Origin of the sequence: Pseudactinotalea suaedae (genome assembly GCF_009733815.1) — a bacterium.
GTDB classification, from domain to species: Bacteria; Actinomycetota; Actinomycetes; order Actinomycetales; family Beutenbergiaceae; genus Pseudactinotalea; species Pseudactinotalea suaedae.
The window spans coordinates 78740-96762 of sequence record NZ_WNXY01000007.1 but is presented as its reverse complement, the minus strand read 5'-3'; the positions used below and the strand labels follow the sequence as shown (position 1 = coordinate 96762).

The 18023-nt window shown below is 70.6% G+C and carries 18 protein-coding genes; 11 read left to right on the top strand and 7 right to left on the bottom strand.

Annotation, left to right across the window (positions count from 1 at the left end):
• Positions 1-97: 97 nt before the first annotated feature.
• The 3 genes from GPA04_RS12075 to GPA04_RS12065 are packed head-to-tail and all read left to right on the top strand — an operon-like array spanning position 98 to position 1642.
• Complete coding sequence (locus GPA04_RS12075; RefSeq protein WP_206674209.1) at positions 98-634, top strand: toxin-antitoxin system HicB family antitoxin; 537 nt, start codon at positions 98-100, stop codon at positions 632-634.
• A gap of 34 nt (positions 635-668) precedes the next feature.
• The gene (locus GPA04_RS12070; RefSeq protein ID WP_156224377.1) at positions 669-815 is read left to right on the top strand and encodes a hypothetical protein; all 147 of its coding nucleotides are present in this window, start codon (positions 669-671) and stop codon (positions 813-815) included.
• Positions 812-1642, top strand: coding sequence for a DUF4097 family beta strand repeat-containing protein (locus GPA04_RS12065; protein ID WP_156224375.1), 831 nt, complete (start codon positions 812-814; stop codon positions 1640-1642). The genes GPA04_RS12070 and GPA04_RS12065 overlap by 4 nt, the downstream gene beginning before the upstream one ends.
• A 125-nt stretch (positions 1643-1767) precedes the next feature.
• On the opposite strand, the gene GPA04_RS12060 is transcribed toward GPA04_RS12065, so the two are convergent.
• Positions 1768-2361, bottom strand: coding sequence for an alpha/beta hydrolase family protein (locus GPA04_RS12060; protein WP_156224373.1), 594 nt, complete (start codon positions 2359-2361; stop codon positions 1768-1770).
• Positions 2362-2433: 72 nt separating this feature from the next.
• On the bottom strand, positions 2434-2973 hold the full coding sequence (locus GPA04_RS12055) for an aromatic ring-opening dioxygenase LigA (protein WP_156224371.1): 540 nt from the start codon (positions 2971-2973) through the stop codon (positions 2434-2436).
• Positions 2974-3172: 199 nt separating this feature from the next.
• Here GPA04_RS12055 and ilvD point away from each other — a divergent pair, with 199 nt between their 5' ends.
• Positions 3173-4882, top strand: coding sequence for a dihydroxy-acid dehydratase (ilvD, locus tag GPA04_RS12050; RefSeq protein WP_156224369.1), 1710 nt, complete (start codon positions 3173-3175; stop codon positions 4880-4882).
• A 33-nt stretch (positions 4883-4915) separates the two neighbouring features.
• Here the strand turns inward: ilvD and GPA04_RS12045 are convergent, their stop codons facing one another.
• Genes GPA04_RS12045 through GPA04_RS12030 form a run of 4 tightly spaced genes read right to left on the bottom strand, consistent with a single transcriptional unit; the run spans position 4916 to position 9127 of the window.
• Positions 4916-5770 (bottom strand): carbohydrate ABC transporter permease, encoded by an 855-nt coding sequence (locus GPA04_RS12045; RefSeq protein ID WP_156224366.1) that lies wholly within the window; start codon positions 5768-5770, stop codon positions 4916-4918.
• The gene (locus tag GPA04_RS12040; RefSeq protein ID WP_156224365.1) at positions 5760-6704 is read right to left on the bottom strand and encodes a carbohydrate ABC transporter permease; all 945 of its coding nucleotides are present in this window, start codon (positions 6702-6704) and stop codon (positions 5760-5762) included. Before GPA04_RS12040 ends, GPA04_RS12045 begins: the two co-directional genes overlap by 11 nt.
• Positions 6701-8041, bottom strand: a complete 1341-nt coding sequence (locus tag GPA04_RS12035) for an ABC transporter substrate-binding protein (protein ID WP_156224363.1) — start codon at positions 8039-8041, stop codon at positions 6701-6703. The genes GPA04_RS12040 and GPA04_RS12035 overlap by 4 nt, the downstream gene beginning before the upstream one ends.
• A gap of 12 nt (positions 8042-8053) precedes the next feature.
• The gene (locus GPA04_RS12030) at positions 8054-9127 is read right to left on the bottom strand and encodes a glycoside hydrolase family 172 protein (RefSeq protein ID WP_156224361.1); all 1074 of its coding nucleotides are present in this window, start codon (positions 9125-9127) and stop codon (positions 8054-8056) included.
• A 132-nt stretch (positions 9128-9259) separates the two neighbouring features.
• Between GPA04_RS12030 and GPA04_RS12025 the strand changes: the two genes are divergently transcribed.
• The 4 genes from GPA04_RS12025 to ilvC all read left to right on the top strand — a co-directional run bounded on the left by GPA04_RS12025 (position 9260) and on the right by ilvC (position 13651).
• Positions 9260-9907: a 4a-hydroxytetrahydrobiopterin dehydratase gene (locus GPA04_RS12025; protein ID WP_156224359.1), complete on the top strand. Its 648-nt coding sequence runs from the start codon at positions 9260-9262 to the stop codon at positions 9905-9907.
• A 283-nt stretch (positions 9908-10190) separates the two neighbouring features.
• Complete coding sequence (locus GPA04_RS12020) at positions 10191-12026, top strand: acetolactate synthase large subunit (RefSeq protein WP_206674208.1); 1836 nt, start codon at positions 10191-10193, stop codon at positions 12024-12026.
• A 7-nt stretch (positions 12027-12033) separates the two neighbouring features.
• On the top strand, positions 12034-12558 hold the full coding sequence (ilvN, locus tag GPA04_RS12015; RefSeq protein ID WP_156224356.1) for an acetolactate synthase small subunit: 525 nt from the start codon (positions 12034-12036) through the stop codon (positions 12556-12558).
• A gap of 64 nt (positions 12559-12622) precedes the next feature.
• The gene (ilvC, locus tag GPA04_RS12010; protein ID WP_156224354.1) at positions 12623-13651 is read left to right on the top strand and encodes a ketol-acid reductoisomerase; all 1029 of its coding nucleotides are present in this window, start codon (positions 12623-12625) and stop codon (positions 13649-13651) included.
• A gap of 63 nt (positions 13652-13714) precedes the next feature.
• Here the strand turns inward: ilvC and GPA04_RS12005 are convergent, their stop codons facing one another.
• The gene (locus GPA04_RS12005; RefSeq protein ID WP_156224352.1) at positions 13715-14173 is read right to left on the bottom strand and encodes a DUF4870 domain-containing protein; all 459 of its coding nucleotides are present in this window, start codon (positions 14171-14173) and stop codon (positions 13715-13717) included.
• A 134-nt stretch (positions 14174-14307) separates the two neighbouring features.
• Here GPA04_RS12005 and GPA04_RS12000 point away from each other — a divergent pair, with 134 nt between their 5' ends.
• The 3 genes from GPA04_RS12000 (at position 14308) to GPA04_RS11990 (ending at position 18002) form a co-directional block, all read left to right on the top strand.
• Positions 14308-14925, top strand: a complete 618-nt coding sequence (locus GPA04_RS12000) for a hypothetical protein (protein ID WP_156224351.1) — start codon at positions 14308-14310, stop codon at positions 14923-14925.
• A 159-nt stretch (positions 14926-15084) separates the two neighbouring features.
• Positions 15085-17310, top strand: coding sequence for a hypothetical protein (locus GPA04_RS11995; protein ID WP_156224349.1), 2226 nt, complete (start codon positions 15085-15087; stop codon positions 17308-17310).
• The gene (locus GPA04_RS11990; protein ID WP_156224348.1) at positions 17307-18002 is read left to right on the top strand and encodes a GNAT family N-acetyltransferase; all 696 of its coding nucleotides are present in this window, start codon (positions 17307-17309) and stop codon (positions 18000-18002) included. The genes GPA04_RS11995 and GPA04_RS11990 overlap by 4 nt, the downstream gene beginning before the upstream one ends.
• Positions 18003-18023: the final 21 nt, after the last annotated feature.

Genomic DNA, 18023 nt, shown 5'->3' with positions numbered 1-18023 from the left:
CGTGACGCCAGTGTGACGCCGCGCTGGCGTCGGACTGACATCAGAATGATGTCGCACAGTGTTGACAGTGACGTCATAGTGATGTCAAGATGGCGTCATGGATCTCACCCCGTACGTCTCGAGCCTCAACTCGGCTCTCGTCACCAGTGCGCAGACCTCGAGCCCCGAGGTCCGCGAGGCCGCTGAGCGTCTCGCCCAGGGCATGGAGCCGGCGATCCGGCTCACCTTCATGGAGATGGCCTCCGACGTCGCCGCCGAGGTGACGGCCCGCCTGGATGGTGACGTCATCGACGTCCGCCTCCGGGGCGGCAACCCGGAGATCGTCGTCGACCGCGCCAGCGTCTCCCACGAGGGGCCGACGACCCCGTTCGGCACACCGCCCGAGCCCCCGGCGCCGCCGGCACCGCCGCAGCCCCCGGTCGACGACGACGGCGGCATGTCACGCATCTCGCTCCGGCTGCCGGACTACCTCAAGAGCCAGGTCGACGAGGCCGCGGCCGCCGAGGGCGTCTCCGTGAACACCTGGCTCGTCCGCGCCATCCAGCAGGCGCTCACGCCCCAGTCGGGCATCGACATCACCACCCCCGGCGGTCGCGTGCGCATCGGGCGCTCGATGACCGGCTGGGTCCGCTGACCATCCCCACCTGACACTCTCGAAGGAGCACGCCATGTACAGCACCGCGAACGAGGCGATCCTCGCCCAGCGCATGAGTTCCCCGCTCGACGACCAGATCGCCCGGATGACCAAGCCGCGTGGTCGTCGTGCCCTCAGCACCACGTTCCGCCCGGCCAACAACCGCGGAGGGCAGCTGTGAGGTACGAGTTCGAGACCACGGCCCCGGTGACGCTCGCCGCCAAGATGCGGGCGAGCGACCTGACCGTGATCGCGAGCGAGTCCGCTCCGCTGATCGTGGTCGACGTCGAGCCCCGCCGCGGCGGTGACGACCTCGCGGCCGCCACCCGGGTCGAGCTGGCCCACGGGCGGCTCGAGGTCGCCGTGCCCAAGTCGACCGGCGGGCTGTTCGGCAGCCGCGGCTCGGTGCTCGTCACGGTGACGCTGCCGACCGGCAGCGCGATCGACGTCGAGACCGGTTCCGGTGACGTCCGTGCCCAGGGCCCGCTGGCCACCGCGGACATCAGGAGCGGTTCCGGTGACGTCAGCCTGGAGGCCGCCGAGGATGCGCGCCTCGTCGGCGGGTCCGGGGACATCAGCCTCGGCGAGACCGGGCGTGCCGTCATCACCAGCGGCTCCGGCGATATCCGGCTCGGCCGCTCGCACGGACGCTCCGAGCTCCGGAGCGGCTCGGGCGACGTCCTCGTCGATCACGCGACCGACGTCTCGGTCTCCACCGGCTCGGGCGACGCGACGGTCGGGGCCGCCGCGGGCAGGGTCCAGCTCGCGAGCGGGTCCGGCGACCTCGTGGTCAGGAGCATCCAGCACGGCGAGGTCGGCGCGAAGGCCGCCTCCGGCGACGTGGTGGTCGGGATCGCCCGCGGGACCGCCGCCCTGCTCGACTGCAGCTCGATCTCCGGTCGGGTCTCCTCCGACCTCGAGGCCGGCGACGAGCCGGGCGAGGAGGAGAACGGTGTCGTCGTCCGCCTCCGCACCGTCAGCGGCGACATCCGGGTGCAGCGCGCCTAGCTTTCAACACGATTCCGTCCACCCCCTGGTTTCAACACGATTCCGTCCACCCCCTGGTTTCAACACGATTCCGTCCACCGACCTGGTGGGTGAACGGAATCGTGTTGAAAGCTGGGTTGGGCGGGTCAGAACCCGCCCAGCCAGGTCTCGACGGCGGAGCGCAGGCCTGGCATGTCGGAGCGGAGCGAGTGGTTGCCCCGCAGCCGGACCACCGTCCGGTCCGGACACGGCGGCGGCATCCCGAACGGGTCGGCCTCGCCCTGCACCACGAGGACCGGCACCTCGACGCCCTCGAGCTCGGGCAACCGTGACCTGCTCGGGTCGTCCGCCTTGCCGGGCGGGTGCAACGGGAAGGCGAGGCACAGGACACCGCTCGCGCCGCCGTCGTCGGCCGTCCGACACGCGACCCGGGCACCGGAGGACCGGCCGCCGACCACCAAGGGCCCCGCCCCGATCACCTCCGCCTCGCGCAGCGCGGCGAGCACGGCCAGCCAGGCGGCGTCCAGCTGCGCGGCAGGTGCGGGTGCGCGGCGACCGGCGACGCGGTAGGGCTGGTCGACGTAGGCGACCGTCCAGCCGAGCGCCTGGGCGACCGCACCGGCGGCGCGCAGGTCGGGCGCATGCGTGCCGCCACCCGCCCCGTGACCGAGCACGAGCGCTCCCCGCGTGCCGGTGGTCACCTCGGCAGCGGCGGGTCCGTGCGGCGTCTCGATCTCCACCTGCCCAGGCTAGGCGCACGGGAACGGCCGGCCACCTGCGTTGGTGGCCGGCCGTGCGATCTCGACGCGGGGTCAGTCGAGATCGGTCTCCTTCTCGGTGCGCCGAGCCGTGGTGCCCACCGCAGCGGCGACCTGCCGCAGCCCCAGCCCGCCCAGGACGAGCAGGACACCGAGGACGATGGCCATGGCGGCGACGCCGTAGGAGACGACTGAGGTGAACAGCGACGCCCGCAGGAACGAGGCGTTCATGACGGTGGTGCGCATCTCCTGCAGCTCACCGGCGCGCTCCTCGTCGCCCGACTCCTCGGCCTCCCGGACCAGGGTGCCGAGCTCGGCGTAGGTGTAGCCCTCCGCGGCGGCGGAGGCGTGCATGTCGATGATCTCGGCCTGCGCGTACGCGGTGAAGGGGTCGGCGACCGTGCGGCCGGTGGTCCACGACAAGGCCGGGACCGCCTCGCCGGCGTCCTCGCCGACCGTGATCTTCTGGGCCTGGAGCTGCGTGCTCACCAGGATCCAGACGGCGATGCCGGCGATGGCGAAGATCAGGCCGGCGACCAGGGCGGCGAGGCCGGCGGTCTTGGCAAGAGAGGTGTTGACGGTGGAGCGGGACACGGGTGCCTCCTGTAGGAGCTGGTCTTGCGGGCGGGCTTGCATGACCAAGTCTTCCCCCGCTCGGGCCGCCTGTGTTGGGTCCGAGGTCCCGGATGCTCGGATGATGCCGCCGCTCGCGGTGTCGCCTGCGTCACAGGGATGCCCGCCGTCGCGGCCGGGGGGCGCATTCCCTCCCCGGAGCGGTCCTAGACTCGCCAGCATGCCGATCACCGATGATCCGACGCCCGACATCAAGCCCCGCAGCAGGGTGGTGACCGACGGGCTCGAGGCCACGGCCTCGCGAGGGATGCTCCGCGCCGTCGGCATGGGGGACGAGGACTTCGCCAAGCCGCAGATCGGGGTCGCCAGCTCCTGGAACGAGATCACGCCGTGCAACCTCTCGCTCGACCGGCTCGCGCAGGCGGTCAAGCAGGGTGTGCACGCGGCCGGTGGGTATCCGTTGGAGTTCGGCACGATCTCGGTCTCGGACGGCATCTCGATGGGTCACGAGGGGATGCACTTCTCGCTGGTGTCGCGTGACGTGATCGCGGACTCGGTGGAGACCGTCATGCAAGCGGAACGGCTCGACGGGTCGGTGCTGCTGGCGGGCTGCGACAAGTCGCTCCCGGGGATGCTGATGGCCGCGGCGCGGCTGGACCTGGCCTCGGTGTTCCTCTACGCGGGCTCGATCATGCCCGGCTGGGTCAAGCTCAGCGACGGAACCGAGAAGGACGTGACGATCATCGACGCCTTCGAGGCTGTCGGGGCCTGCGCGCGGGGCCTGATGAGCCGGGAAGACGTCGACGCGATCGAGCGCGCGATCTGCCCGGGCGAGGGCGCGTGCGGCGGCATGTACACCGCGAACACGATGGCCTCGGTGGCGGAGGCGATCGGGATGTCGATCCCGGGGTCCGCGGCACCGCCGTCGGCCGACCGACGCCGCGACACGTTCGCGCACCGCTCGGGCGAGGCCGTCGTCGAGATGCTGCGGCGCGGCATCACCGCGAGGGACATCATGACGAAGGAGGCCTTCGAGAACGCGATCGCGGTGGTGATGGCGTTCGGCGGCTCGACGAACGCCGTCCTGCACCTGCTGGCGATCGCGCACGAGGCGGAGGTGGAGCTCACCCTCGACGACTTCTCCCGCGTGGCCGACAAGGTGCCCCACCTGGGCGACCTGAAGCCGTTCGGCGCCTACGTGATGAACGACGTCGACCGGATCGGGGGCGTGCCGGTCATCATGAGAGCGCTGCTCGACGCCGGCCTCATGCACGGCGACTGCCTGACCGTGACGGGCAAGACGCTCGCGGAGAACCTCGCCGACATCGCACCGCCGGACCCTGACGGCAAGATCCTGCGCGCCATGGAGAACCCGATCCATCCCACCGGCGGCATCACGATCCTGCACGGGTCGTTGGCGCCCGACGGCGCGGTCGTGAAGTCCGCGGGGTTCGACTCGACGACGTTCATGGGCACCGCGCGGGTGTTCGACCGGGAGCGTGCCGCGATGGACGCTCTCGAGAACGGCACGATCACCGACGGCGACGTCGTCGTGATCCGGTACGAGGGGCCCAAGGGTGGGCCTGGCATGCGGGAGATGCTCGCGATCACCGGTGCCATCAAGGGCGCGGGGCTGGGCAAGACGGTGCTGCTGATGACCGACGGCAGGTTCTCCGGCGGCACCACCGGCCTGTGCGTGGGTCACGTCGCGCCGGAGGCGGTCGACGGCGGCCCGATCGCGTTCATCGAGGACGGCGACCGGATCGTTCTCGACGTCGCGAACAAGACCCTGGACCTGCTGGTCGAGCCCGAGGAGCTGGAGCGCCGCAGGGCCGGGTGGCAGCCGCTGCCTCCGGTCTACACGCGCGGCGTGCTCGCGAAGTACACCAAGCTGGTGCAGTCGGCCTCGACGGGTGCGGTGCTGATCTGAGCGGACCGCGCAGCGGCTCCCGCCACCGTCACCTCACTTGAACCCGGCGCTCTTGATCGACTCGACGATCTGGCGCTGGAAGAAGAAGAACACCAGCAGCGTCGGCAGCGCGGCGACCGTCGAGGCGGCCAGCACGTAGTTCCAGTCGGAGGCGTACTGCTGCTGGAACAGGGCGATGCCGAGCTGCACCACCCGCAGGTCCGGGTCGGAGGTGATGGTCAGCGGCCACACGAAGGCGTTCCAGTTCGCGAGGAAGAAGAACACCGCGAGCGCGGCCAGGATCGGGCGTGACAACGGCACGATGATGCTGCGGTAGATGCGCCAGTAGCTGGCGCCGTCCACCAGCGCCGCCTCCTCAAGCTCCGGTGGCAGCGAGATGTAGAACTGCCGCAGCAGGAAGATGCCGAACGCGTTGAAGATCGCCGGCACGATCAGGCCCGCGTAGCTGTCGAGCAACCCGAGGGTGCGGATCACCAGGAAGGTCGGGATCATCACCACGGGCAGCGAGACCAGCAGCGTCGCGAAGATCGCGGCGAACAGCTTCTCGCGACCCGGGAACTGCAGCCGCGCCAGCGCGTAGGCGGCCATCGAGTGGAACCACAACGCGATCAGCGTTACGGCGCCCGCGACGAGGAGGCTGTTGAGGAGGTACCGGGCGAACGGCACCTGGGTGAAGACGTAGGTGAAGTTCTCCCAGGTCGGCGACGCCGGGATCAACGCCGGGTCGTTGACCTCGTCGACCGTCTTGAACGCTCCGGAGAGCATCCAGACCAGCGGGAACACGGTGAGCGCGCCGACCAGGAGGCCGACCACCACCAGCAGCACGTTCCTCGGGGTCCAGCGGCGCTCGCCGCGGTACCGGGTCGTGGTCGCGGTGTCAGCTGTCATGGTCGAACCGCCCTCCTCGGGTGACGGCGAACATCAGTCCGGTCCAGGCGAGCAGCACGAGGGTCAGCACCGATCCGATCGCGGCCGCGTAGCCGAGGTCGCCGAACAGGAACGCCTGCTCGTAGACGAAGTAGATGAGCAGCGACGTGGAGCCGGCCGGACCGCCGCCCGTCAGCACGAAGATGAGGTCGAGACCACCGGTGATGACGCTGACCGTCGCGGTGACGATGACGAAGAAGCTCGTGGGTCGCAGCAGCGGCATCGTGATGAGCAGCAGTCGCTGCCACGCGCTCGCGCCGTCGATCCGGGCGGCCTCGTAGTACTCGCCGGGGATGTCCTGCAGCCCGGCGAGGAAGATGATCATGTAGTACCCCATCTGGAACCACAGGGTCACCACGATCACGGTGCCGAGTGCCAGGGTCGGGTCGCCGAGGAACGAGACGCCCTCGATCCCGAGGGCGGCGAGCAGCTGGGCCAGCACGCCGGTGCGTTCCCCGAGGATGAACTCCCACACGAGCGCGACGACGACGAGGCTGATCACGTAGGGCACGAAGAGCATGCTGCGGATCAGCCCGACCAGCGGGATCCGCTGCTGCACCAGCAGCGCCAGCGCGAGCCCGACCACGTAGAGCAGCGGCACCAGCACCACGAGGTAGGTGAGCGTGATCTGCACGCTGCGCCAGAACTGGGGGTCGCTGCCCATCCGGACGTAGTTGTCGACGCCGGCGAAGGAGATGTTGCCGAAACCGTCGACCGCGAAGAACCCCAGCAGCACCGACAGCAGCATGGGGATCGCGACGAAGACGAGCAGGCCCAGGGTGTCGGGCAGCAGGAACCAGAAGGCGGCGCGCCGCTGGCTGCGCAGCGCCTGTGCCTTCGTGGCGGGCGCGGCGGGCGCACGGCGGCCCGCGGTGCGGGACAGGGCGAGGGTCATCGCAGCTCCGCCCCCTCGTACGTCACGAGATAGCTCTCGATCGCACGGTGCGCCGTCTCGGCCTGCTCGACCGGGTCGGCACCGGCGAGCTGCACGGCCTGGATCGCGTTGGACACCGCCTTGAGCACCGGCGGCGGATAGCGCGGTTCGCCGCGCCCTCCGGGCAGCACCTCGTCACGGAAGTACTGCAGCCAGGGGTTCTCGAACGCGCCGGTGTCGCCGATGGCCTCCGTGACCGATCTCCGGGCCGGGATGTTGCCCTTGCCGACGCCGTTCCACTGCACACCGGCGTCGATCGATTCCTGGCTCATCGACCCGATCGTCGCTGCGGTGAACTGCGCGGCGGCCTCCGGGTCGCGGCCCTTGCTGTTGACGACGAACGCCCAGCCGCCCAGCGAGGTGACCGCCTCACCGCCGGGTGGCGTCGGCAGCGTGAGCACGCCGTACTCGTGGTCGGGTGCGTTCTGCGCGAACGCCTCGACCTGCCACACGCCGGTCTGCCACATCGCGGCGAAGCCGTTGCGGAAGGCTCCCACGACGTCGCCCGCGGCCGGCAGCGTGCGCGGCGCCGCTCCGGTCGAGACGGAGTCGGAGTACAGCTGCAACGCCTGCACGACCGCGTCGGAGGCGAACCCCGACCGCTGCGTGCCCGGGTCGACGACCTCACCGCCTCCCTGCCACATCCAGGGATAGAAGGTGAAGTTCTGGTAGTACGACGGCGTGGTGTCGAGCACCAGCCCGGCCCGCTGACCGGTCGTGAGCCGACGCCCGAGCTCGAGCATGTCCTCCCACGTGGAGGGCAGGTCGGCCTCGGACAGCCCGGCGTCCTCGAGGGCGGCGACGTCGTAGAAGATGGCCAGCGGTTCCTGCTCCATCGGCAGCCCGTAGATCCGGCCGTCGATCGTGCGGGTGGCGAGCGCCTCGGGGTAGTAGTCCTCCACGACGTCGTCGTCGAGGTACGGCGTCAGGTCCTCGAGCACGCCGCCGTTGTAGTAGCGCAGGAAGTCACCGGGCGAGATGAGGAACAGGTCCGGCCCGGCGTTCGAGGCGAACGCGGTGGCGAGCCGGGTGTTGGTGGGGTCGGTGTAGGCAGGGATGAAGACCGGCTCGATCGGCCGCCCGCCGGCCTGCTGCCAGCGGGCCACGGCGTCGAGGAACCAGTCGTTCTGCGCCACCAGGTTGGGCTCGGTCTGGGTGGCCGGGGCGTACTGCTGCCAGAACTGCAGCGGTGAGGACGCCGAGGAGCCGCTGCTGCAGCCGGCAAGCCCCAGCCCGGCCGCCGCTGTGCCGAGGACTCCGACGCGCAGGGCGTCCCGTCTGCTCAGGGAGGTCGTCATGTGGACTCTTCCTCAGAGCACCTCGAGGTCGTCGAGGGACGGCGTGGCAGGCCGAGCTGTGCTCGGTGCGTCGAGGTAGAAGAACGCGGTCGAGGCGATGTCGTCGTGCAGCGGCAGGTAGCGGTGCCCGCTGCGCCAGCCCAGGGCCTGGATGTCCACGGTGAGGTCGGTGGTGAACCGGATCGGGTCCGGCAGGTGCCAGCGGTACATCCCGAACCGTTGCTGCGAGGAGTACAGCCCGTCCGGCCGGATGATCTGGTGCAGCCCGAGGTAGGGCGTCGTGAACTCGGTGTACCCCTGCCCGGGCACGTCGAAGTTCCAGGCGCCACCGAAGTAGTCCTCGGTGCCGGTGCCCGCGATCGTCGGGTACCGGTCAGCGGGGTCGCCGGCATCGCCGTCCATGTAGAACTTGATCTCGCCCTCGCCCCACCACCCGCTGGAGTTCACGCCCCAGGCGAGATAGGTCCCGGCGTAGTGGCCGCGCCCGCGCACGCCGTCGAGCAGCGTGTGGGTGGTGGCGGCCGCGAGCGGGTTGCTGCGGCGCCACTGGGCGTGCAGGCGGCCGTCGGTCGCCACCTCCGCACCGAGCTCGTACGTCACCTGGTAGTACACGACGACGGGCACGTCGGACAGGTTCTCGATCGTCAGGTGCGCGCCGTCGGAGAACGGCATCGGCCAGTAGGAGTTGAAGCCGCCGTGCGGGTTCACGGCCACCACCTGGGAGCTGAGTTGGGCGAACCGGCCCCAGCCCTGGCCGAAGAAGTCACCGACCGGGACCTCGATCGCGGGCTCCGCGCTGCCGTCCCAGAAGGCGCGCAGCAGCAGCCGGCGCCAGTTGTCGGTGTGCGTGGTCAACCACACGTGGGTGATCCGGCCGGCACCCTCGATCCGCGCCAGGTCGTGGGTCGCACCCGGGGCGATCTCGACGCTGGGGGAGACCTTCCACCCGACGCCGAGGTCGCGCGCGGCCGCTGCTCCGGTTCCCTCGGTGGCGCGGCCCCCACCACCCTTGGCGCCCGTGAAGTTCTCGGGGCTGATCGAACGGGTCTCGACGTCGCGCAGGACGGCGATGTCTGCGAAGTGCATGGGGTCACGGCCTCGTGGTCGGGGAGGGGCGACGCGGGAACGCATCACCAGAAATCGATTACCGGACGACCCTAGGCGCGCCCTCCGCGGAATCGCAACCCCGGTATCGCGATGCGGTCGTAGCGTGGGGGCATGGCGACGCTGACCTTCGCGCAGATCCAGGAGCAGGACGGGCTGGCGGACTGGCGGGTGATCCTGGGGGTGCTGCGCGCCAGCTTCGCGACGCCCGACATGTCGACCGGCGTGGAGTTCGTCGGCGCCGTCGTGGCCGCCGCGAACGAGGCGAACCACCATCCCGACCTCGTCCTCACCTATCCGCGCGTGGAGGTGGACCTGGTCACCCACGACGCCGGCGGGCTGACCGTGCGCGACGTCGAGATGGCGCGCACCATCTCCGGCATCGCCGCCGGGATGGGTCTGCAGCCGGAGCCCGGCCGCCGTCAGGTGATGGAGTACGCCATCGACGCCCTCGACATCGACGCCGTCCGCCCGTTCTGGCAGGCGGTCACCGGCCTCCAGCCCGACGCGGACGGCAACCTGCCTGCCGCCGGGGTGGGGCAGGTGGCGCTCTGGTTCCAGCAGATGGACGCCCCGCGTCCCCAGCGCAACCGGATCCATCTCGACGTCGCAGTCCCCGTCGAGGTCGCCGAGCAGCGCGTCGCCGCTGCCGTCGCGGCGGGCGGCAGGCTCCTCAGCGAGGCCGCAGCGCCCGCGTTCTGGGTGCTCGCCGATGCCGAGGGCAACGAGGTCTGCGTCTGCACGAGCGCCGGAAGGGACTGAGCGGTCGGCGAGCAGGGACCGGCAGATGTGTCCGGGATGCGGACCCGTGATCCACGATGTGAGATGGGCCCCGCGGGAAGTTGGGCGAACGGCGTCTGCGGGTCTACAGTGACGAACGTGTCCAGCACCGTGATCGTCGTCGTACTTACCGAGCGCGCCAGCGCGGCGGTCTGAACGTCGACCTCACGCTGAGCGCGCGCCCCTCGATCGCCCACCAGGGCCGAGGGGTTTTTGTATGTCTGCACCCGTTCGACCCGCCGTCTTGAACCGCCCAGGAGGAGCGATGACGACACAGGTCCCGCACCCGGCGCCGCCCAGGCCGACGCCGCCGCGGCCCACGTCCGCGATCCGCGAACCGGCATCCGCTGCCGGGGAGCCCATGTCGGGCGCGGCCGCCGTCGTACGTGCGCTCGAGGCCGTCGGTACCGAGGTCATCTTCGGCATCCCGGGCGGGGCCGTGCTCCCCGTCTACGACCCGCTCTTCGACTCCTCGATGCGGCACATCCTCGTGCGTCACGAGCAGGGCGCGGGTCACGCCGCCACCGGCTACGCCGCCGCCACGGGCCGTGTCGGGGTGTGCATGGCGACCTCGGGTCCTGGTGCCACCAACCTGGTGACGCCGCTCGCCGACGCGCACATGGACTCGGTCCCGATCGTGGCCATCACGGGTCAGGTCGCGGCACCGATGATCGGCACCGACGCCTTCCAGGAGGCCGACATCGTGGGCATCACGATGCCGATCACCAAGCACAGCTTCCTCGTCACCGATCCGGCGGAGATCCCGGCCCGGATCGCCGAGGCGTTCCACATCGCCCAGAGCGGCAGACCCGGCCCTGTGCTCGTGGACATCGCCAAGAGCGCCATGCAGGCCGAGACCCGGTTCGTGTGGCCCACCGAGCTGGACATCCCGGGTTACCACCCGATCACCAAGCCGCACATCAAGCAGGTGCGTGAGGCGGCGCGCCTGCTGGCCACCTCGCGCAGGCCCGTGCTGTACGTGGGCGGCGGCGTGATCCGTGCCGATGCCTCCGAGCAGCTGCGTGCGCTCGTGGACCTCTCCGGTGCGCCCGCGGTCACGACCCTGATGGCCCGTGGCGCGCTGCCGGACAGCCACCCGCAGCACGTGGGCATGCCCGGCATGCATGGCTCGGTGTCCGCCGTCGCTGCGCTGCAGAAGGCCGACCTCATCGTCGCGCTGGGCGCCCGGTTCGACGACCGGGTGACCGGGCGGCTGGACTCGTTCGCGCCGAACGCGACCGTGGTGCACGCCGACATCGACCCTGCCGAGATCGGCAAGAACCGCATCGCTGACGTGCCGATCGTGGGCGACCTGCGGGAGGTGCTCACCGACCTCGCGGCCGAGCTGCGGCGCGAGCACACCCAGCACGGGCTGCCGGACCTCGAGGCCTGGTGGACCGCGCTCGACGACCTGCGCGAGCGCTACCCGCTCGGATGGACACCGACCGCGGACGGTCTGCTGGCACCCCAGCACGTGATCTCGCGGCTGGGCGAGCTGGCCGGTCCCGACGCCATCTACTGCGCCGGAGTGGGACAGCACCAGATGTGGGCGTCGCAGTTCATCCGTTACGAGCGTCCGCGCACCTGGCTGAACTCCGGCGGCCTCGGCACGATGGGCTACGCCATCCCCGCCGCGATGGGCGCGAAGGCCGGCATGCCCGACCGTGAGGTGTGGGCGATCGACGGCGACGGCTGCTTCCAGATGACGAATCAGGAGCTGGCCACCTGCGCGCTGGAGGACATCCCGATCAAGGTCGCGCTGATCAACAACTCCTCGCTCGGGATGGTGCGGCAGTGGCAGACCCTGTTCTACGGGGAGCGCTACTCCAACACCGACCTCAACACCGGTCACGAGACGCGCCGCATCCCGGACTTCGTCAAGCTCGCGGAGGCCTACGGCTGCGTGGGCCTGCGGTGCGAGTCCATCAAGGACGTCGACGCGACGATCAAGAAGGCCCGCGAGATCGACGACCGCCCCGTCGTCGTCGACTTCGTGGTCAGCAGGGACGCCATGGTGTGGCCGATGGTCGCGGCCGGCGTCTCCAACGACGAGATCCAGTACGCCCGGGACATCACCCCGGCCTTCGATCGGGACGAGTGAGCAGATCATGAGCCGACACACCCTCTCCGTGCTCGTGGAGAACAAGCCGGGTGTCCTCACCCGGGTCGCAGCGCTGTTCGCGCGACGTGCCTTCAACATCCACTCCCTCGCGGTCGGGCCGACCGAGCACCCGGACATCTCGCGTATCACCGTGGTGGTCGACGTCGACACGAACCCTCTCGAGCAGGTCACCAAGCAGCTCAACAAGCTGGTGAACGTGCTCAAGATCGTCGAGCTGACCCCGCAGGCCTCGGTGCAGCGCGAGCTGCTCCTGGTCAAGGTGAAGGCCGACGACGCCTCGCGGACCGCCGTGCTGCAGGTCGTCGAGTTGTTCCGCGCGCACGTGGTGGACGTGGCACCGGACGCCGTGACGATCGAGGCCACCGGTGGCGAGGACAAGCTGACAGCGCTGCTGACCGCGCTCCAGCCCTACGGGATCCGCGAGATCGTCCAGTCCGGCGCCGTGGCCATCGGCCGTGGCAGCCGTTCGATGACCGATCGGGCGCTCGAGCGCATCGCTCGCAGCGCCTGACCGACAGAAACGCGGACCGCAACACCCACGAGTCCGCACCACCCCAAAGAAGGAGATTGATCCTGTGGCCGAGCTCTTCTACGACGACGACGCCGACCTATCCCTGATCGCCGCCACGAAGGTGGCCGTGATCGGGTACGGCAGCCAGGGGCACGCGCACGCCCTGAACTTGCGCGACTCCGGTGTCGACGTCCGCATCGGCCTGCGTGAGGGCAGCCCCTCGCGCGAGAAGGCCGAGAACGAGGGCCTGCGGGTGCTCACGGTCGCCGAGGCGACCAAGGAGGCCGACGTCGTCGTCATCCTCGCCCCCGACCAGGTGCAGCGGAACGTCTACGCCGAGGAGATCGAGCCCAACCTCGCCGAGGACGCCACGCTGGTGTTCGGGCACGGCTTCAACATCCGCTTCGGCTACATCAAGCCCAAGGCCGGCAACGACGTCATCATGGTCGCCCCCAAGGGCCCGGGTCACCTCGTGCGCCGCGAGTACGTCGACGGTCGCGGGGTCCCGGTGATCGTCGCCGTCGAGCAGGACGTCTCGGGCAACGCGTGGCCGCTGGCGCTCTCCTACGCGAAGGGGATCGGTGGGCTGCGCGCCGCCGGCATCAAGACGACCTTCACCGAGGAGACCGAGACCGACCTGTTCGGTGAGCAGGCCGTGCTGTGCGGCGGCGCCTCGCAGCTGGTCCAGTACGGCTTCGAGGTGCTGACCGAGGCCGGGTACCAGCCCGAGGTCGCCTACTTCGAGGTGCTCCACGAGCTCAAGCTGATCGTGGACCTCATGTACGAGGGCGGCATCGCCAAGCAGCGCTGGAGCGTCTCCGACACCGCGGAGTACGGCGACTACGTGTCCGGCCCGCGGGTCATCGATCCCCGCGTGAAGGAGAACATGAAGGCCGTGCTGGCCGACGTGCAGAACGGCGCCTTCGCCCAGCGGTTCATCGACGACCAGGACGCCGGCGCGCCGGAGTTCAAGGAGCTGCGCGCCAAGGGTGAGGCGCACCCGATCGAGGCCACCGGCCGTGAGCTGCGCAAGCTGTTCGCGTGGGTGAAGCCGACGGACGCCGACTACCAGGAGGGAAGCGCCTCCCGCTGACCCAGAAGCACGAACGCCCCTCCGGCAGCTCTCGCTGTCGGAGGGGCGTCTTGCTGTGTCGGCTCAGCCCCGGAGGATCGGGAGCTGGAAGGGGTAGCGGTATACCTCACCGTTCCAGGCGCGCAGGGCCCCGATGACCGAGAGCACGACCTGCGCGATGGCCGGGACGACCCACAGCACGATGGCGACCGGGATGCCGACGATCGTGAAGAAGAAGATCCAGGCGGCGATCCAGCACGCCCACACGGTGATGTGGAAGTTGAAGGAGGACGCGGCGGCGTTGCGCACCAGCGGGCTGCGGTCCTTGTAGACGAAGTACAGGATCAGTGGGCCGAGGAAGCTCAGCGATCCGGCGCTCACGATCGCGGCGATGATCGGCGACAGGTGGGCCAACGAGGCGAGGAGGCGGTCGTCGGTGCCGGCGGTGGGATCGACTGCGCGCTGGTCCGGGTTCGGCTGGCCTGACTGCGGCGTTCCCCAGGCAGCCTGCTCGTGCCGTTGGTCTGGCGATGGGTACGTCACGTCTGTTCCTTGCTCGAGGTGAGGGTCCGGGATGTCCGGACCTCTCTAGTGTCCCCGTGGGCGTCGCCTGCGTCGAGCCGGGCAGCCCCCGGGGGTTATCCACCACAACGCGCGAGCACGGGCATCATGTTCCGGTGAGCGACGCACCCGAGCCTGCAGGAACCGACCGGTGGGAGACCCCGACCGGTCTCGCCGAGAACGCGGCAGTGGTGGCGAAGGCGCTCGGCCTGGCCGCGACCGTGCTGGTCGTACCGGCCCTCGCCGTCGGCTCCGCGGCAGGTATGGCCTTCCTCGTGCTCGCGATCCTGGCCGGCGCGGCGGTCGCGGACGTGCCCACCGCGCTCGGGTGGCTCCTGCTCGGCCTCGCGATCGCGGGTCTCGGAACCGCGGCAGCCTTCCTGCTTCGGGCCCGCGCCACCTTCCTGGCCGGTCGCGACCGCGAGGCGCTCGCCGCCGAGCTGGTGGGTCTGGTCGACCTCAGCGAGATTACGACGGCGACCCTCGCCGATCTCGCCGAGCTCACCTCGCGTGGTGCCGGGATCCGCGCGGTCTCGCGCGCACGTGCGCTCTGGCGGATCCTGCGACGGCTCGACGTCGGTGAGCACACGTCACGTTTCGACCGCGCGAAGTGGTTCGTGCCGCCGGAGGTGGGCACCACGTGGCTGCTGGCGCAGATCGTGACCTGGAGTGGGGCGGTGGCGTGGCTGCTGGTCCCCGCCGCGGTGGCACTGCGAGCGGTCGGCACGATCTGATCCGGACGGCCTCTATCGCGGCGGTTCGCGGCGCGGAATGATGGGGCATCCGTCGGCGCCTGCTGCCGTGAACCGGGATACGTCAGTCGGCAGAGGAGGCCCGCCCTGAGCACCACCACCGACTGGTTGACGCCGCTGCGGGAAGAACGTGTCGACCTCATGGGCATGGCGCTGGACGAGCTCCTCGCGCAGCGTGGCCTGCGGGCCTCCGACCGCGCGGTCCTTCGCGAGCTGATCGAGGGGGTGTGGTGGAGCACGCGCACGGCGGCGGAGGCGCTCAGCACCAGCTCCGAGGTCGTCGCGCGGGCCGTGGAACGCGCAGCGGGCTCACCAGCAGCGGTGCCGTTGGCGCTGTACATCCGACTGGTCTGCGAGGCTGCGTGGGACCTGACGTGGGACCACTTCCCGCTGCTGTCGTTGCTGAGCACGGCCGAACGGGCGTGGCTCCTCACGCCACCCTCAGCCGGTAGCGAGGAGCACATCGCGCTGCAGACGATGCTGGCGCTACGTGATGAGCTCACCCTGGAGTCGGCCGGCAGCACCGGCGACCTGGCTGCGATGGTCGAGGCCGCAGCCGACCTGAGCACGAGCCTCGCCGCTCTGGCGAGCATGGCGGGCGTGGTCCCGACGTCGGGCGTGGCCACCCACCTGGCAACCATGCTGGACGATCGTCTGCACTACGCCGAGGCCGTCGGGCTCGCCGCACGGACGGCGAGCCACGCGCTGGCCGGCGAAGGCCGCGATGTCGGTGAGGCCGCCGCGGCGCTGGCACAGCTCCGCGCGGCAGAGGAGTTCTTCGCACCAACCGACGCGGGTGAGGCCTCCGACCATGCCTCGCTCAGCGAGATCCGCGCGCACCGAGCCGCGATCGAGAGCGTCCTGGCAGCGGCGGATCGGGACTGGCTCAGGATCGATGACGGGATGGTGGTGTGCCTGTTCCCCTTCGGACTTCGCCACGCCGAGCAGACGCAGATCGTGGAGGCGGTCAAGAGGCACGCGGCGAGCTGGAGTCTGGGCGGGAAGCATCTGGGCAACCGCCCCACGAGCCTGTTGCTGATCGATGACTGCTGGCGCGGCGACGACCCGCTGCAGCGCCGGTACGACGGCACACAGCTGGACCTGCCGGACCTGCAGCTGCCGGACCTGGGGCAGCAGCCGACGACCGCACGTGTCACGGTGCTGATCTCCCAGCTGGGCAACCACTGCCTGCGCGTCGAGATCCCGCTCGAGAGCGCCATGCCGCACGAGGTCGCCGCGCGCGTCTGGGCGGCCGCTCCCGAGTACGGGCACCTCGGAGAGCTGGGTCGACCGCTCCGGTTCGCTGGTGGTGGCGGGCCCGCAGCCGCATGGCCTCGTCTCGCGGCCTTCGCCAAGGACGTGCTCGACGACCTGACGGCCGCACTGGCGACCACCGATCTCGGACCCGTGGCGCTGAGCTGGCGTCCCGGCATGTTCCACGTCGTGACGACGGTGCGGCAGGCGTCGGTGCTCCCCGGTGGTCGTGCCGAGGACGCCAGCACGCTCGAGGACGCCCGGGCGATCGCCGGCCTGTTCGGCGCCCAGCCCCTGTGCCACCCCTTGCCGTCCGGCTGGGGGTCGGTCGCGCCGTGGGCGCGCTACCAGGTACCCCACGGGACCACGCTCCACTGTGCGGGGCTGACCGACGACGTCGTCCTGGTGACCGAGAACCACACCCTGCTGGCGTCCTTCACCTCGGCGGACTACATGGTCGCGACCGTGGCGCAGGCCGTCGAGTTCGTCGTCAGCCTCGAAGGGATGTTCGCGGCCTGGCAGGACGAGCTGAGCGACTTCTACCTCGGGCTGCGGCCGCACCTGCATCGCCTCGACGCAGCCGACGACGAGGACCCGGACCTGGACGACCTGCAGCGCATCCTGTCCGACCTGCAGCGACGACAGCTGCGGCTGCGCCAGTTCCTGACCTCCGCACGCGTGAACCTGCTGTTCATCGCCGCGCCCGCGCTCGTGACCTCACCGGTGATGCGGCGCACCGTGAGCGACCTGCTCGAGCTGAGCACCGTGTGGCGGCAGCGCGCGGAGTTCACCGACAACGCGGGACAGGCGTTGACGGACCGGGTCACCGACCTCATCGAGAGCTGGAGCCGCCGCAAGGAGGAGAAGCTCGAGAGGCGCAACCGGCTGCTGGTCAACACGCTGCTGGCGGTGCTGGCCGGCATCGGCATCTCGGGGTTGCTGTCGATGGTGCAGGACGGGTTCGCGGTGACAGGGTGGGGCTCGGCCACGCTCGTGGCCCTCGTCCTGGTGGTCGCTGCGCTCGTGGGCGTGATCAGCTACCGCAGCGAGGTCGGGCGCCGCGAGCGGCAGCGTGCGAAGGTGCCAGGCGGCCGGAGGGGCGCGAGCGAGTGAAGCTGCAGAGCCTGACCGACGCGGCTGCCGTGTCCCGGGTCTATGACGACGTCCTCGTGCCCAGCTTCCCGATGTCCGAGCTCGTGACTCGGGACTGGGTGCTCGACGGCGTCGGCGACGGGACCGTCACCGTCGTGGCGGCGTACGAGGGCGAGATCCCGATGGCGGCCGCCGTGACCGAGGTGCTGTCGCCAGGGGTGATGCTGCTCAGCTACCTCGCGACACTGCCCGCCAGCCGTGGTTCGGGGATCGGGTCTCGGCTCCTGGACCGCGTCCGCCAGCAGGTTCGCCGCACCGGGGTGGGGCTGCTCCTGGCCGAGGTGGAGCGCCCCGACTGTCACGCCGGTTCTGCCGAGCACGGCGACCCCACGGCGCGACTGCGCTTCTACGCTCGCCAGGGCGCCGTGGTGCTCGACCTGCCGTACGTGCAACCGCCGGCCCGACCCGGGGCCGAGCCGGTGCCGGGGATGCTGCTGCTGGCGCTCGAGATCGCGCCCTCGCTGCTCCGCGACGCCGGCGGCTCGATCGACGGCGCTGTCGTGGCTCGCGCCCTCGACGCGATCATGGGGGAGGAGCGCGACGACGGTCCACGGGAGGCGGCGCTGCGCGCTGCGGCTCGCCGCCCAGCGGTGCCGCTGCGTCACACCGAGGAGTGGGCAGCCGTCGAGGACTCCTCCGCCGCGCCTGAATGATGAGACGGTCATCCCAGCACC